Annotated in this window: 11 protein-coding genes and 2 pseudogenes; 7 read left to right on the top strand and 6 right to left on the bottom strand. The window is 64.7% G+C overall.

Annotation, left to right across the window (positions count from 1 at the left end; translation table 11 throughout):
* The first annotated feature begins 28 nt into the window (after positions 1-28).
* The 3 genes from ACIQCJ_RS08000 (at position 29) to ACIQCJ_RS07990 (ending at position 2,575) form a co-directional block, all read left to right on the top strand.
* Entirely contained in the window at positions 29-913 is an 885-nt protein-coding gene (locus tag ACIQCJ_RS08000) for an RICIN domain-containing protein (protein WP_402710997.1), read from the top strand.
* Between the two features lie 670 nt (positions 914-1,583).
* The gene (locus ACIQCJ_RS07995; protein ID WP_402710996.1) at positions 1,584-1,952 is read left to right on the top strand and encodes a hypothetical protein; all 369 of its coding nucleotides are present in this window, start codon (positions 1,584-1,586) and stop codon (positions 1,950-1,952) included.
* A 194-nt stretch (positions 1,953-2,146) separates the two neighbouring features.
* A complete protein-coding gene (locus ACIQCJ_RS07990; RefSeq protein ID WP_402710995.1) occupies positions 2,147-2,575 on the top strand; it encodes a hypothetical protein in 429 nt (142 codons plus the stop codon).
* Positions 2,576-2,851: 276 nt separating this feature from the next.
* Here the strand turns inward: ACIQCJ_RS07990 and ACIQCJ_RS07985 are convergent, their stop codons facing one another.
* Complete coding sequence (locus ACIQCJ_RS07985; protein ID WP_402710994.1) at positions 2,852-3,127, bottom strand: hypothetical protein; 276 nt, start codon at positions 3,125-3,127, stop codon at positions 2,852-2,854.
* A gap of 537 nt (positions 3,128-3,664) precedes the next feature.
* Between ACIQCJ_RS07985 and ACIQCJ_RS07980 the strand changes: the two genes are divergently transcribed.
* Both ACIQCJ_RS07980 and ACIQCJ_RS07975 read left to right on the top strand, forming a co-directional pair.
* The gene (locus ACIQCJ_RS07980; RefSeq protein WP_355344230.1) at positions 3,665-4,141 is read left to right on the top strand and encodes a SigE family RNA polymerase sigma factor; all 477 of its coding nucleotides are present in this window, start codon (positions 3,665-3,667) and stop codon (positions 4,139-4,141) included.
* The gene (locus tag ACIQCJ_RS07975) at positions 4,141-4,917 is read left to right on the top strand and encodes a hypothetical protein (protein ID WP_402710993.1); all 777 of its coding nucleotides are present in this window, start codon (positions 4,141-4,143) and stop codon (positions 4,915-4,917) included. The genes ACIQCJ_RS07980 and ACIQCJ_RS07975 overlap by 1 nt, the downstream gene beginning before the upstream one ends.
* Positions 4,918-5,939: 1,022 nt before the next feature.
* Here the strand turns inward: ACIQCJ_RS07975 and ACIQCJ_RS07970 are convergent.
* The 4 genes from ACIQCJ_RS07970 to ACIQCJ_RS07955 form a co-directional block, all read right to left on the bottom strand.
* Positions 5,940-10,490, bottom strand: coding sequence for an NACHT domain-containing protein (locus ACIQCJ_RS07970; protein WP_402710992.1), 4,551 nt, complete (start codon positions 10,488-10,490; stop codon positions 5,940-5,942).
* Positions 10,491-10,671: 181 nt separating this feature from the next.
* Complete coding sequence (locus ACIQCJ_RS07965) at positions 10,672-11,010, bottom strand: integrase (RefSeq protein ID WP_402710991.1); 339 nt, start codon at positions 11,008-11,010, stop codon at positions 10,672-10,674.
* Between the two features lie 468 nt (positions 11,011-11,478).
* Complete coding sequence (locus ACIQCJ_RS07960) at positions 11,479-11,853, bottom strand: hypothetical protein (RefSeq protein WP_402710990.1); 375 nt, start codon at positions 11,851-11,853, stop codon at positions 11,479-11,481.
* 390 nt (positions 11,854-12,243) lie between these two features.
* Positions 12,244-12,576, bottom strand: coding sequence for a hypothetical protein (locus ACIQCJ_RS07955; RefSeq protein ID WP_402710989.1), 333 nt, complete (start codon positions 12,574-12,576; stop codon positions 12,244-12,246).
* Between the two features lie 47 nt (positions 12,577-12,623).
* Between ACIQCJ_RS07955 and ACIQCJ_RS07950 the strand changes: the two are divergent.
* Positions 12,624-13,642 (top strand): annotated as a pseudogene (locus ACIQCJ_RS07950) (IS1380 family transposase); the annotation flags it as partial.
* A 325-nt stretch (positions 13,643-13,967) separates the two neighbouring features.
* Positions 13,968-15,335 (top strand): hypothetical protein, encoded by a 1,368-nt coding sequence (locus ACIQCJ_RS07945; RefSeq protein ID WP_402710988.1) that lies wholly within the window; start codon positions 13,968-13,970, stop codon positions 15,333-15,335.
* 39 nt (positions 15,336-15,374) lie between these two features.
* On the opposite strand, the pseudogene ACIQCJ_RS07940 reads toward ACIQCJ_RS07945, so the two are convergent.
* Positions 15,375-15,515: pseudogene (locus ACIQCJ_RS07940) on the bottom strand (IS630 family transposase); the annotation flags it as partial.
* Between the last annotated feature and the right edge of the window lie 37 nt (positions 15,516-15,552).

The following is a 15,552-nucleotide window of genomic DNA, read 5'->3' as shown; positions in this document are numbered from 1 at the left end:
TGGACTCTTGGCGAGTGGGGAACGGGCGTTGAGCGACACCGATCAGGACGAGGCGAAGCGGCGGCGGCGGGCACGGTTCGTCGAGGTGCTCACGAGCAGTGCCCGCCAGCCGGGGGAGCGTTCCCGGCTGGGCTCCAGGGTCGCGGGCGCCACGGCCGTACTGGCGCTCGCCGCGGGCGCCACCATGGGGATCGGCGCCTGGCGCGGCCACCAGGCCGACCAGGACGCGAAGGAGCTCACGGCCGCGCAGACCAAGGCGGCCGACCGGCTCGCCCACCTCCCCACCGGCTCCGTCAGCCCGACCGCGAAGAAGCCGACGCCGAAGCCGTCGCACTCCGCCACGCCCAAGGCGCCGGTCCACACCACCCACGCGCCGACGCCTTCGCCGAAGCGGTCCGAGAAGGCGACCGCCACTCCCACGCCGACCATCGCCGTCTACCCCTCCACCGCGCTGCTCCTGAACGCCGCGACGGCGCTGTGCGCCGACATCCCCTACTTCGGCGCGGGCAAGGTCGGCGGGTCCGTCAACACCCACAAGTGCGACGGCACCAGCAACGACAACCAGATCTGGAACATGCGCGTCCAGCCCGTCGGCAAGGGCCCCGGCGGCACCGACCTCGTCCTCTTCGTCAACGCCAAGGACGATCTCTGCCTCGACATGCCCAACCGCGGCCCCCAGCCCGCCGGCACCACCCTCAACGAGGCCAACTGCGACGGCACCCTCGCCGACAACCAGCTCTGGTGGCTCGAACCCGTCGGCAACAGCGCCGTCCACATCCGCAGCTTCATCAGCGGCAACCTCTGCATCCGCCCCGGCAACGTCAGCCCCGGCGGCTCCGACCGCCGCCTCATGATCGCCACCTGCGGCACCAACGACGAGTCCCGCTGGTTCCTCTACCCCGTCTCCGCCTGACCCCGCCGCCCGCCTCTCCCTCGCCAACGCGTGAACGCACTCCGGTGAGGTGCACAACTGGTGCGGTCCCCGTCAGCTTTCGCCGAATCCAATCGCGGCGGTTGAGCGTGAACAGATAGCATCCGCGCTGCCGAGGGGGTGCGTATGACATTGGTGAAAAAGGGATCACGACGGATCGTGGTCGACGGCGTGACCTACCGGTGGCGGCTGCGGCGCAGGCCGACGTACGACCAGCTCCTCGGCTGGGCGCCTTGCACATACGCGGTCGAACGCGCTGATCGGTCCGGCGCAGTTCTCACCGTCAGAACAGATCAACCGCACATGCGGAACGCGGTCCATTCGGCGGGCAGCCCGGTGCTCCCATCAGACGTCGCCTCCGCTGTGCGCGCTGCCCTCACACGTGGCTGGGCACCCGAGAACCCCGGTCCCCTGTTCCGTCTCGACCAGTCGGAAGCCTTCTCCCCTTGGCCTGGATAGACGTTCACCGACCCGTCGTGACCGGCGATCACTGGCAAACGGCCGCCGCGGTCCGCCGCATCCGACCGCACATACGCAAAGCCCCCGACCTCACCGCTGACGCTGCTGGCGGGGTGAGCCGGTGTGCCTGACCAGGGTCAAACGGGTGGCGGAGCTGCGGAGTTCACAGCCGATACGACCTTGGCCGCGTTGCGTGAGGCGTGCGCGTCGGCCGGCCTGGACCTGGGAAGCCTCCACCGGGCGGCTGCTGAACACCGCCCTGGATATGCAGTCCGGCGCCACCCACGTGGATGCAATTGCCTACACCTATGACCCGGCCGGGCAGATCACGTCCATCAGCGACGTACAGCACGGCGGCGGCACCGCGAAAACCGACACGCAGTGCTTCACCTACGACTACCTCCAGCGTCTGACGCAGGCGTGGAAAGCACGGCTGCCGTTGATTACGGCGGCGTCCAAGCCGTCGACGGCGCCAAAACCCTCGGGGATGGCCTCAATCAAGCCTTCGACGAAGCCCACGAATCAGGGATGCAGCCGCCCAGTGAAATGGCCCGGAGCATGAGAATTGTATTCACGAGAAGGTAAATTTACGGACGAGGTGACCGGGGCGGAAACTTGGCATGAGGCCAAATCCGGTAAATTTTTGGGACATGGCACAGGCGGACATTCCGGATTATTGTCTGAAGGCATTATCTCGTGGCTCGAAAGAAGGGCATTCCGTGGCAGATGGCCCCGAAGGAGAGTGGCTAATAAAGTATGAGTAGAGAATCGTCGATCGATTTTACCTTTGAAGTCCCGTTGGGCATTAAGGGGGTCATCTGTGGTTTGCGAGAGGCTGGGGTAGAGTTTGATCGTGAGGGTATTTCGTATTTTGTAAATGCCGAGGATGATCTGTACGATTGGATCCGGGCTGACTCCGCCGATCTGGATGCAGTGCTATGCCTAATCGAGAATTCATGGATCTCCGGATCGGTGAGCGGAGTTGCCGTAGGGATTCAAAATTCTGAAAGTGGTGGAGACCTGCTGTTCTTCCCGGGGTATTCTCGGGTGACTTTCTCGGCAAGTGTGAACAAGAGGCTCATTTCGGAGTCCTCTAAGTTCGCCGATCTGGGCTGGTACTGTAAGTTTTTCATTCCGATTCTTGAGCCATTCGGCCTCATTGCAGTAAATTCCTCCGATTTTTAAGAATACGTCCTAGTCCCGCCGCGAGGTTGTCTTCGTTGCGTTTCTGGTTTATTTCAGATAAGCGAAGCTTTCGTCAGGCGGGCGTCGTCCAGGCCAGCCGGACTGCTCACGACCCGAGCCCGGTCCTCCTCGAGGTACGCCACCCGCAAGTCGACCGCCCGCCACATCGCATCCACGAGCCACGGACCATCCGTCGTCGCCGTCCCGCCGCTCTGCCCCCAACTATCCGTCCGTCACCTGCGGTCCAACGACCTACCGACCTCTGATCCGAGACCGTCACGACGACGGCGTACGGTCCACCTCGGTCACACGAACCGACCGGATGTCGGCGATCTTCCCGTTCGGGATCTCGACGTCCAGCGGCGCGGCGTCGCCCGTCTTGGACTTGCCCGCCCCGAGCTTGTCAGCCGTGATCCCCGTGTTCCCCAGGTGGTCACCGTCGGCGTCCAGGAACTCCAACTGCGCGAAGCAGTCCGCCGCACCGGCCCCGTGGTTCGTCACCGTGTAGTGCACGACGTACGCGTGCGGCCCCCACACCGGGTCGTCCTCCACCCCGGCCTTCGTGATCCGTACGTCCGCCTTCGCGCTGGGGGCGGCTTGGGTGGTCGGCGCGCTGGACGAAGTCGAGGGCGCCGTCGGAGGGGGACGAGCCTTTGCCCGCGGCGTCCGACGAGCCGGACGAGGAGCACCCGGTCAGGGCTGCCATCGCAAGGGTGGCAGCCACGGCAAGAAACGAGCGGGACGGAGCACGCAGACCTCCATTAAGCGGATGCGTAGGCACAGAAGGCAACCGTCGAACCGACGTCCTGTGATCGGTTTGCCTCGGGGGCACCCCGAACGAGGCTGCGCCTCCTGGGCGTTGACTCACAGCTTTTGACTAATTCCGCAAAAGGTACGAATGCTCATCGCAGGCCTGTCCGGTGGAAGCAGACGCCACAGCACCTCGACGTCGACCGTGATCGATGCGCAGCCCGTGGCGTGCAGCTCGGTCGCCCATGAGGAGGAAACAGCCGTAAGTCCGACGCACCGCAACTGCAACGCGGGGGCCATGACGTCTCGTCTACTAGATGTTCGACGAGGAGGAGCTGCGTGGAGTTCGAGGAGTTCGCCCGCACGGAATGGGCTGCGCTGCGGCGTACGGCGTTCTGGCTGTGCGGCGACTGGCACACCGCCGAGGATCTGGTGCAGGCAACGTTTATCAAGGTGTACGTCCGCTGGTGGACGCTACGCCGGGCCGCCCGAGCCAACGCTTTCGCACGTACAACACTGACTCGCACCTGGATCGACTGGCAACGCAAAGGATCAGCAGGGGAACTCCCCGCCGAAGACTTTGCCGACCAGCTCCTCGACGACACCGACATAGCACTGCGTCAGACGCTGCTGACCGCACTGCAATCACTGCCCGCGATACAGCGCGCCGTCGTGGTGCTGCGGTACTGGGAGGACATGCCGGTGGACGAGGTCGCACGAATCGTGAACCGCAAACCCGCCACCGTCCGATCGGACGCGACGCGAGGCCTGGCCGCGCTGCGGGAAACGCTGGGGGAGAAAGGAACCGTCAGGTGATGAACGAGAATGACGTGAAGAACGCGATGCGGCAGGCCCTGAACGCCGAGCCCGACGACGGACCGGACATGGAGGAGATCATCCGGGGAGGCAGGAAGCAGCGGCGCGCGATCGTACGACAGGTCGCGCTGGGCACCGCGGTCCTGGCCGTTGCGGGGCTCGGCGTGGGATACAGCCTGACGCACGCCCAAGCAGGCTCGAAGGATCAGAGCGTGACAACGGATCTGGCGGGTCAGGCCCGAACCCCCTCGCTCCCGCCCCACGACAACAGCCGCGCCAACCTCGACGAGGCACACGCCGATTTGCGCGCGGCGCTGGTCGGCCGCTTGCCGGCGGGAATGACACTCGAAGACGGCTCCGGGCCAAGTGACTTCAACTTGGTGCGCTCCGATGGAACGGTGACAGAACTGGGGACGCTGGTCGGGCTGCAGAACCTCGCAGGCGCGAAGAACCCGTGCACCGATTCCCAGATCAACAGCAACTGCCAGCCCGTCTCGCTGGCGGACGGCTCCCGGGGCTGGGCCTGGGAAGCGGCCGCTCAACAGGACGGGTACACCGTGACCGTGCGGATATACACCCAAGACGGTCAGGCATGGGGTCTGTCCGACGGCGCCACGGCGGTGAATCCCAAAACGCTGTCCCTGGAGAAGGGCCAGCCTCTTACCGCTGCCCAACTGATTTCCCTCGTCTCCGACCCCGAGGTGATGGCCGCCCTCAAGGAGGTCCCGACCGACCAGATCACCCCCACGCAGGCCGGACAGCCCTACCACCTGTAACAACTCAACTGATGCGCAAACGCCCCAACGCCGCTTGCGTTTTCGAGGGCTCTCGCGGCATCGGGGCAGGTCATGGGCGGTTGCCCCAAGGAAGTGGCAGCCGGGCGCCCGGCCCGTCCGAGCGGCCCCTAGTGCCGGCCGTGCGCCCCGTCCACTTCGACGTGCAAGGCCGCTGACCAGCGTAAAGATGGGGGAGTGGCGGTTGGCACCGGCTCTGGGAGGCCCGAGCGGGCCCGAAAAGAGCAAAGGTCAGAAGACCGTGTGTCTTTTGGCAGGTACAAGAAAGGCTCTGACCGGCATTTCTGCTGGTCAGAGCCTTGTTTCCGGAGTGCCCCCGGCAGGATTCGAACCTGCGCACACGGCTCCGGAGGCCGAAGCTCTTTCCAGAGTTTCCGCAGGTCAGAGCGTCATATGATGCGCCGTCAAGTGCCTTGCGTCACAAATACGCCACTCGCTCTGAGCTCATATCTGATCGCCCGTCAGGCTTGCTCGCGTCGGTCGGTCACCCGGTATTCGTACCCCTCTTGGTGCGTCGGCAGTCCGTGCCGAGACCAACGTTGGGGGAGCGTGGAAGGTGCGATGGGGCGCACCTAGTTTCCGGTTGCACTGGGTGACCATGGGTTTCGGGGGCAGCACGGGGCCATCCCTGGATCGGGGTTGGGCCGTTCGGGGGCGCTGCGGATGGCGGTTTTGAGGGGTGGGCAGTCCTGAGTCCTCGACGTGAGTTGAATGGGCATGGTGCAGCTGGTGCAGGGCGGGGTGGTCGGGGTGGGTGGCGGGCTGGTGATCGGCCGCCAGCGGCAGCGGGAGTTCCGTCATGCCGTCCCGGCGGAGCGCGGCCAGGGTGTGACTCAGGTGGCGGGTGAGTTCGGTGCGGAGCTGGCGCGGGCGATCCGGGTGAGGCTGGCGCCGTCTGGCCCGGGGCACTACGGGTCGCGGGGGCCAGTTGACCTGGTACGCATGCGCTGTCGTCTATGCGCGCGTTTGGCCGAGTGAAGGCCAACGGTCAGGCGACGGGTCTGCTATTTGTGCGGTCGAGGGACAGTGATGATCATTGTCTTGAGACGGATCGCCCGTTGCTTGGTCAGGCTTATCGCTTGGTCTTGCAGTTCGGCCAGCAAACCGTCGTGCGTTCTTATGTCGGCTTGCCGCCTGCGGGAGCGATCGTCCGGGTCGTCCCAGAGCTCAAGGGGATACCAGCCGACCAGGTAGATGCCTGCGTCTGTGGCGACCTCGGGCAGGTATCGGTCCGCCAGTTGGGTCTCTTGGGACGTGATGAGACCCTGGTTCCAGGCGCCTTTGACCTCAATGACGAGTTTGAGAGGTCCCGTAGCCACGGTGTCGTAGGCGTCCGCCGGAGCAGGGTGAGTTTCGATGAGGATGTCTGTCCGCTCCCCAGCCCCGTATGCATCGGTGGGGCGTACAAGGACTTCTCGATTGACGGAGATGCGGTGGCCGGCCAGGCGGAGATCTAGCTCGTGAGCGACGTATGCGCACAGCGCTGCCTCGGGTTTGGGGCGCCAGGTGTCAGGGACCGCAGGGGGAGCGGCAGGTGTTGCGCTGTTCGTGGCTTTCTTCGCCGCTCGTTTTCCGGGCTTCCTGTCCCACAGCAGCTCGCCGTGCGAAGGCAGGTCCTTGCCGATTTGGTCCAGGACTTCGGTTACCGCGTCCAGGAGGTCGCTGGTCGTGCGGATCACACGTCGTGCGGGATCCTCCAGGACCTGGGCGACATGAGCTAGTTGCACTTGATGCCAATTTGAGGCGGCATGCTGCTTTGTGGCTGCAACGAGAGCCGATGTGATGGACAAGCGGTCGGGGTACTGGTCGGCGAGCCGGCGCAGTACGTGCACGGCATCGCGGGTGCCCCGCTGGCTCAGTTCCTGCAGAAGGCCGTCACGCCAGTGCTGGACGTCGTGGGCTGGTGTACCCCAGCCTCCTGAAAGGACTGGTTCGTCGTCTTCCGGGAGGTAGAGGCTGCACAGCCACAAGTACAGGTCGACGAGGTCGGTCTCCGACAGGGCTTCCTGCACGGCGTGATAGGTCCGGTCGTGTTTGCAGGCCGCCGCGATGCGGCGGCCGAGGTCGATGTCGTCCCGGGCGAAGGCCTCGACTCGCGGCCAGTACTTCACCGCGTCTGCCGCAAGTAGGATCCGCGACGCATGCACGGCGGCATCTGCAGCCGGCCGGGTAGACGGGGGCCCGGCGAGCGCGGCGTCGATGATGCGGTGAGCCGTTGGGCTCTCGACTGACAGCAGTGCCGCGAGCAGGCTGTACCAGGTGCGCAATACGGTCTGGTAAGTCTCCTCGGTCTCAGGGCGGCGCAGTCGGTCCTCCCCGTCGTTCCCGTCGATGCCGACGAGATCAACGTTGGGTTCGTCCGGAGGGGCCGGAACCACATCGAGCATAGGACAGAGCCGCAGTGCCAACCTCTCCATTGCACCAGCCACTTCGGGAGCCCAGCGTGGATCGATTGGATTGAGTGCGATCGGCGCCCAGCCCTGAGAGAGCGCAAGCAAAGCGAGTTGGTTCATCCGGTGGGCAAGGGAGCCGGGAGCATGGGCGGCGGCACGGCGCAGAAGTTCCACGCGTGGCTCTTCGGTGAAACTGCTCGAGCCTGTGGGCATTTCGGTGAGGATTGCGCCCGTCCACGCGCTCCACGCGGCCGCAGGCAGTTCATCGAGGCGTTCGGCGCGGTGCGCCTCGACCAGGAGAAGGTAGCCGGCCCATGACCGCTTGTCGTGCGTGGACTGAAAGAGCGAGGAGTCTGCGTGGTCATTCTCGGAGGTCAGATAGCGAAGGCCCAGATCCGCGAGGTCGGTCAGTTGGGTGCAGAAGGCTGCAGCGCCGGGCCACTGCCGGACGTCGTCCGAGGTGGGGCGACCGATCCGGCCGGTGTGGGGTTCGGCTTGCAGATTCCACAGGAATTGCCACAGGCTCTGATTGTCACCAGTCCGGACCTGGGCCAGCAGCTGCTCCTGCTTCTCGGCGAATTCATCAGCTTGCGGCCACCTGTCCTCTGCGTTCGCCTGGTAGCTGCGGCGCAGCGAATCGGCGTACTGGCTGTCGATTTCGATGGGGTCGTAGGAGCCGCTGATGTACGGCCAGACGGGATGGTCGGAGTCGTAGGCGGAGTCAAAGGCAACTTGATCGCTGGGTACGAACAACCGGGCTGCCAGCTCCCCGAAGCCGGCGACCAGTCCGTCACTTCCGGCTGCGGCAGCGATCTGCGCCCGTTCGCGAGCCCAGTCGAAGTCTCCTGCATCCAGCAGTTGCTGTCGCGCGGGCGCATTCACCCGTGCACCCTCGTACAGACTAAAGGGCCGCTCGTAATCCCACTCGCGCACGATCAGCCACGACGCCAGGCGCGGCTCGAGGCTGCCACGCACCGATGCCGTGACGAGAGAGGCGGCCAGTTCGCGCCGTAGTTGCTGGACCTGTGGGGCTTCCACGCCCTGGTCGTCCGGCTGCAACGACTCGGGAAGGCGGAGCCGGTGATGCTCGCGAAACAGGCTGATGGCGATGTCCGAGATCATCTCTAGGTGGAGCTGCGGGGTTGTACTCCGCAGAGTGCGATTGATCAGCGAGTTGACCCAGTCGAGTTCTGTGCTGTGGGGCTCGAAGTGAAACTCATTGCTTTTGGGGTCGGGGCGGCGAACCGCATCCTTGGCCCAGGTGAGGATTTCGGTCAGCTGTGTGTCAGTGCTTTTTCCCGCCATGGATCCCAGGAATTCGGTGTAGGCGTTGTAGTGCTGGGCGGACGGTCGACGCAGCGCAGCCAGCATCGTCTCCACATCCACCCGGTTCGGCCACAGCAGACCGAGGACGGTGCCGCGCAGATCATGGTCAGGGTCAGCCGAGGCCTCAAAAGCCGGGTCGTTGAGCGAAGCCAGGGTCTCCGCGAGCACGGGGGCGGTTTCGGCGGCGTCGCGGGCAAACGCGGCGCTGCTGGCCAAGCGCCGCTCCGTCTGATGCCAATGGCTGTCCGCCGCGATCTTCAGAAGACATCCCGTCAGCCGCGGATCGGCGTCACCGGCATCACGAGCGAGTTCAACAGCCAGCCGAACGCGCGCCCTTACCTTCCATTCGGCGGCCTGGTCAGCGGAGACCGCATCGAGGACATCGGCAAGCTGTACCGCCAGCAGAGGATGGCGCAGATCCCACCGAGACAGCTGCCAGTATGTGCCTCCCAGTTCCACCTCCAGGGCACGTTCAAGGAGTCTGGCCACCGTCAGGTGCCGTACTTCGTCTGAGCGCACGAGCGCGCTGTGCACGGCGAGGCTCTCGGGGTCTGCATCGGCCAGCCACGCGGTTGCTGTCGGATTCAGGGCCACCAGCCAGGCTGCTGTCTCCCGCAGAGGCGGCGGAATACTGGCCGTTTCAGCATCCGGAGATCCGACCAGGAACAAGTTCTCCAGCTGTGGCTGGGCGGTGCCGCGCTCGGTCAGGTAGCGGGCGGCCAGGTAGGCGGCCACCGATGAATGTCGGAACGCGAACCGGTGGTCATCCGGTGCCGTGAACAGGGCCGTCGCGAGCGTCTCCCTGAGCATCAACGCCGTCACCTCGTACCGACCTGCCGGACCCTGTTCCTTCCCGCCGACCAGGGCATCGCCCGGCACGTCAAAGGCCGTGAGATCGAAAGCACTGCCTGTCCAGACATTGCGCCGCCCGGACAGCAGCATCCACGCGGCGATGCGTCCTGCAATCCCCAGCCGCTGGGAAGCCGTCGTCGTCATAACGGCACCGAAGCGGAGCGGGTCCGGGTCCTCTGCCAGGTGCCTTACCCCCTGGGAGAACAGATCTACCGGCGTTCCCAACAGAGCACCGCCGGTCTTGCGAATACGTACGAGCAGTTCCAGGGTCAGCGGCACACTGGCCATGACCGCAGCCCCCGCATCCTCCGCTGCCGTGACCAGTTCTTCGCCGACGACGCCGGCGCTGTCCGCCAGTGCCACGGCCTCCTCACGACTCAGCGGAGCCAGGTCGACGCACCAGCACGCACCGGAGACCTCCGACAGCACAGGTGTCATCGCCTGCGGATAGTCCGCGGTACGACAGGCCATAAGAAAGCGGACACGGGACTGCTCGCGCGTCTTGAGTGCCCTCTTCAGCCACCCGGGCAGACGCAGACGCACAGCGCTCTCGTCCATCTGGTCCAGGACGACCGTGAGCAGCCCGGACGACTCCGACGGTTCACCGGTGTGCGGCAGACCTTCAAGATGACGTCCCAGCTCGTCGTGGTACGAGCTCTCTGTCAGATCCGCGCCGGAAACCCACAGGCAGGCGTCACTCTCACCGCGCCAGTGATCTGTAACGCGAGGCAGCCCGGTAGTGAGGTTCCTCAGCAAGGAAGTTTTTCCCGCGCCCGGCTCACCCAGCACGACCATCGCGCCTGCCTCCGTAACGTTGCGGGGCAGCGCCAAGGCTCCTGCACACAGTGCGACCGAGTCCGTGGCCAGCTGCTCAAAGTCCGGCCGAAACGCTGCGTTGGCCAGAGGAATCAGATCATCTGACGCGCCCTCGCCTCGGACTCTGCAAATGCGAGACACATGGAAACCGAACACATCACCTGCCATCCCTTCATCATCTCAGCCTCGGCGGACTCGCACCCCGATCTTGGCGGGAGCCGCTCGCTATCAGTGGCCGGTATGAGGGAAGGACGCTGGGCGCATCGTGATCCCACCGCCGCTATGCGTAGTTTCGGCACACCCACTGTGCTGAGGCGCCCGCAGTTCCTGGCGTGGACGGGCAGACCCGTCAGTGCGCTGCCTCGGTCGGCGGTCGTCCTGTGCGGGTGCGCTGGGCGTTGTGGTCCCACTTTGCCGCAATGATCCTGCGGTGCCAGGCCAGCAGCGTGCCAGGCGTGACCGGGAAGATCTCGGGCCAGCGGCAACGGGGTATCAGGCTGGACAGGGTAGCCAGCCAGAACCGGTCCGCGGGCTCGTAGCGGACCGGGCCGACGATCTGACGGCGGAGCACCGCGTTCTGATGCCGGAGAACAAGCAGCTCCGCCTCCTTGGCGGTATCTCGGCCCAGCAGCACCCCAGGGACGGACGACAGCTTGCGGGTTGCCTTGTAGAGCAGTGAGACGATCACGCCGACATGGTCTGAGCCCAGGCCTCGCTGTAGCTGCCGCCTGCAGCGATGACTTTCCGAGCCTGGGCTCCGTGAGTTGCCGCGGCGCCGGATCGTTCAGGAACTTGACGTCGGCGCGGTGTCGAGCAGTGGTCAGCTCCCGAGCCGGAACAGCAGCATGCCGCTACCGAAAACGCGCCGAGTTCACCAAGCTGCTCAAGGGTAGCGACACCCATGCGCCCCACAGCAACGTTGCGAGGCGGCCGACCGGGGCGAGGGCCCACAGCCCCGCCGCATCGCCAAGGTCGGGACGCCGCTAAGAGCGGCAATCACTCCTCAGGGGTCGAGCCGAAGCGGGCCCAGAACCCACGCCGTGAGGTTGCCTGCGCAACCTGCTGCGTGACCAGAGGCGTTGAAGCCGGGGACGAGTGGACCAGCACAGCAGTGCGTGCGGCCGGCCAATCCCGGGCACGCCACTAGCCGAAGAGGTCAGCGGTACTCAGTACCCAGGAAGGTCAGCGTGCAGACCAACTGCGCTCGCTGGTATACCTCCCGGGTCCGTTCCAGCTTGTGCTGGTGATTGACGACCGGCGCGGCACAGGTGACTGGCTGGGCGGGAGGAAGCTGAGGCCACGTGGTGAGGTGGCAGTTCAGGTGGGAGACGGGACTCTCCACGGCCGCACCGGCTGCCGACTTCACCTCGATCAGGCAGGTGCCCGCTCCGGAGACCGCCAACAGGTCGGCTGACTTGGTGGCGCTCAGGTCCTCGTCGAGGTCGGTGACCGTGAAGCCGGCAGCGCGCAGGACTTTGGCAACCACGTCGGCCAGTTCGCCGCCGGTCCCGCACAGCAGCCCGGAACGCATCGGCTCAGCGTCCTGACGTGCCCGTTTGAGATCAGCCTGGAGGCCGTTTCGATTCACGGCGTAGCTGCACTCCAACTCCGCCAGCGCGACGCGCGCGTCCGTCTCGGCAGCCGTCTCCAGGGCAGGCCCAATGCCATGGCCGGCACGGATCCGGTGGAGCGCGCCGGGGACGTGTTCGGGAAGGGCACGCTAGACGATCCAGTCTCTCACAGAGGACCAGTCGGCCTCGTCCGGGATCAAATACCAGACCTGTCGGCTGTCTTCCGCCGTCCATCGGACGGTCACAGGCTCGCCGAGACTGTCCGCCCGGATCGGTACGAGTTCCCCCTCCGGATCTCTGGCGGGGACGAACCCCCTCTGAAGAAGCGGCTGGAGGAGGATCATCGTCCACTACGGAGCGGCGGCCGGCCTGTTGAGCTGCCGCAGTCCCGGGTCTCGCTCCGCCGCACCGAGCCCGGGGACCAGGGAGATGTCCGAGCGGGCGGGCAGGCGCCTGCCCGCGATCGAGTAGTGATGGGAGCGGGAGCCGGGGAGTTCCACGCCGGCGTCGTACCGGCTCATCGGTGAACGGATCGTCTCCCCGGTTGCGTTGCCGAGGGTAGCAATGATCAGTGCCGGCTCGTCGCGCGAATCGGCCCTGGTCAGTAATCGATCGAACTCCTCTGCACCGTTGTTCCAGAAGCAGCTCGGGTTGATGGCGGCCACGCAACTGCTGAATTCCATGCCGAGCCAGCGCGGTTCGGCGCCCGCCTCGGCCCACTTGATGGGACGAAGTCCACGAGCGTGACTGGAATCTGGCCGGCACTTCGTCGCCGGACGCGGGCGGCCAGGTCGTCGTGGATCTGGACGGGGTACTGGTTCTGGCCCACTCCGACAAGCAGGACGCCGCCGCGACGTGGAAGAAGACCTATGGCCACCACCCGCTGACGGGGTTCGTGGACCACTGCCGCGGTGGCATCGGGGAGCCGGGTGCCGCACTGCTGCGACCCGGAAACGCGGGCAGCAAACCGCCGCCGACCACATCACCGCCACCCCTATCGCGCCGGCCCAGCTTCCCGAGCAGCGCCGACGGGGCCGGTCCACTCTGGTCCGCACCGACTCCGCCGGCGGGACGTATGAGTCCGTGGGCTGGCTCGCGCAGCGTGGGAAGTGGCTGTCGTACTTGGTCGGCATGACCATCAGCGACGCCGCTCACCAGGCCGTGCTGCAGGTTCCGGCCTCCGCCTGGACGCCCGCCGTCGAACCCGGCGGCGCCATCCGGGACGGCGCCTGGGTTGCCGAGCTCGACGGCGACCTGCTCAAGGGCTGGCCGGCGGGGATGAGGCTGATCGCCCGGAAGGAACGGCCGCATCCCGGTGCCCAGTTGCGGTTCACCGACGCCGACGGCATGCGGCTGACCTGTTTCGCGACCAACACCGCCGCCCAGGCCATCGCCGCTCTCGAACTGCGGCACCGCCAGCGGGCCCGGGCCGAGGACCGCATCCGAGCCGCACGCGCCACCGGCCTGCGCAACCTGCCCCTGCACGACACCGCCCAGAACCAGGTCTGGCTGGAGATCGTCTCCCTCGCCCTCGACCTTATCGCGCGGATGCCGATGCTCGTCCTGACCGGCGAACCCCGGCTCTGGGAACCCCGCCGCCTGCGACTGCGGATATTCTCCGCCGCAGCCCAGCTCGTCACCGCCGCCCGCCGCCGCCCCCTGAGATTCACCCGGCACCAGCCCTGGACCGACATCATCACCAGCGCCACCGAGCGACTGGACGCCCTCCCGACCCCGGCTGACCAGTAACAACCCACCCCTACGGGCCAGAAGCACCGGAGCCGTGGAACCCGGCACCCACCGACGCGACAGTCGGCCCATCAGCCTGTCCGCAATCAGTCTGGCCACCAGAAACAGACCACCGGAACAACGACCACCCATCACGAAAGATCGAGGTTAGAGCGGACCAATCGAGACGGACGCCAGTTCGGCTGAGGCGCGGCACCCAACCGGCAGGATCACGATCTACGGCTGGAGTAAGAGACCTGGAAGTTGCCGTAGTCGCCAGTGGATGCCGCTCTTTGGACTACTCTCCACGCTCATGGAGCGGAACAGGCGCGGGGAGGGTAACTCGATGGATGACTTGGTGGAGCATCGATCATTCCTGCTTATCGGGGCACAACGAGGTGACTCCGTAACGGCTAAGCTCAAGGCTCTCGGTATTCCGTACAGGATCAAGCTATTGGAATCGGGACATCAGAACTGGAAGTCTATCAACGATATTCTCACTGGCGGAAACGTGCGCGCTGTTGTTGCCCGACTCAGTGCGCAGTCTTTTCGGCAGATGTCGGAACCTGGATACAGGGATGCGGCCGAAGGAATTATGAGCGGGATAGGAAAAATTCCTCATGTTGTCTTCGTGCATGAGGATACTTTGAGTGGAGATTTCGACCCGGAGAGAGTTAGTAGGTCTTTCAGGGAGCCGCTGTCTCCGCACATGGTGGAGTATTACCGGCATATCTTCTCTCCACCTAGCGACGAAGAGAGAAAAGTCGTCAATGAATTGCTCAGTCGTAATCGAATTAGCATAATTCCGTACAGGACAAACGCCGAACTTTCTGTTCTAGCCTCTAGCTTCATCGACGACGCAGAGAAGAATCTTCTTTTCCGTGTGTATGTTCCGTCGGGAAGGCTTTACGCGGCCGAAGCCGAGAAATTACTATCCCTCTTTCATGAATGGCTCCAACGCACCGGACGTTCCGGAGTTCGCAGGGATGGATACAAGACTGCGGCGGGGCAAGTTTTTGAATTCCTTGGCGGAGATGATCTCCGTGTCGGAGGTCTATCTCAAGAGTTCGCTGACTTTTCGAAATTTCTAGATCTGTGCGTCGAAGACCCTTCAACGGCAGAAGCTTCGCTCTGTCAATTGGGGGTCGAGCGCAGTTCGAGTAATGAAATGGTTGCGCGGTACTCACGTGAAGTGCGGCGACTTCAGCTTGATCTCAAGCATGAGCGCGAATCGCGTATGCTGAGGATTCGGCACAATCTGGAGGCTGAGGTTCTTGACCTCAATACTCCGGCCCGCGACAGTTCGCGAGCTGTCCAGGATCTTGTCGAGTCACTGGTACCGCAGGTGCGGAGTGTTCGATCTGCATCTTTGCTGGGGGGGATGGGTGAGGAAGATTTTCCCTCTATGGTGGTTAATCTCAATCCTCAGTTCGTCCATGCCGTGGAGAGTACGGTTCTTCAAAATATTCAAGGAACGGTTCAGCTCGGAGTAGAGGCAAGGCAGCTTATCGAGCTGGCGCGACAGTATGGAGGTGCTGAAAGGGGGGAATTGGAGTCGGCGGTACACGAGCTAGAAGATCAGGACGCTAGAACGGTTGATCGCTTCGGTGCTCGTCAGCGTCTCAAGGGTTTCCTACGTAAAATTACAACAACCGTTGAAAGCGCGGCACTCGGCGCTCTCCAGGCCTACTTGGAGTCTAAGTTGAGTGTTTGATGTGTAGAACCTACTGAGATTAAACACGTGATGTCGTGATGCGGGTCTGATGGCCAGGCCGGTCTCGGTGAGGCAGCCGTCGATCAGGTTGCTGCGGTACTGGATGCTGCGGAGGCCATGACGAATGGTGCGGATGAGGTGTGCGGGGGCGGTGAAGGCGACATTGGACAGCCACCCGCGCATCCGAGAAAGGGAACCCTATGGTCGACGACTCCGC

Origin of the sequence: Streptomyces sp. NPDC093221 (assembly GCF_044753885.1) — a bacterium.
Taxonomy (GTDB): Bacteria; Actinomycetota; Actinomycetes; order Streptomycetales; family Streptomycetaceae; genus Actinacidiphila.
The sequence above is the reverse complement of the archived record's forward strand: the minus strand, read 5'-3'. Positions and strand labels throughout refer to the sequence as shown.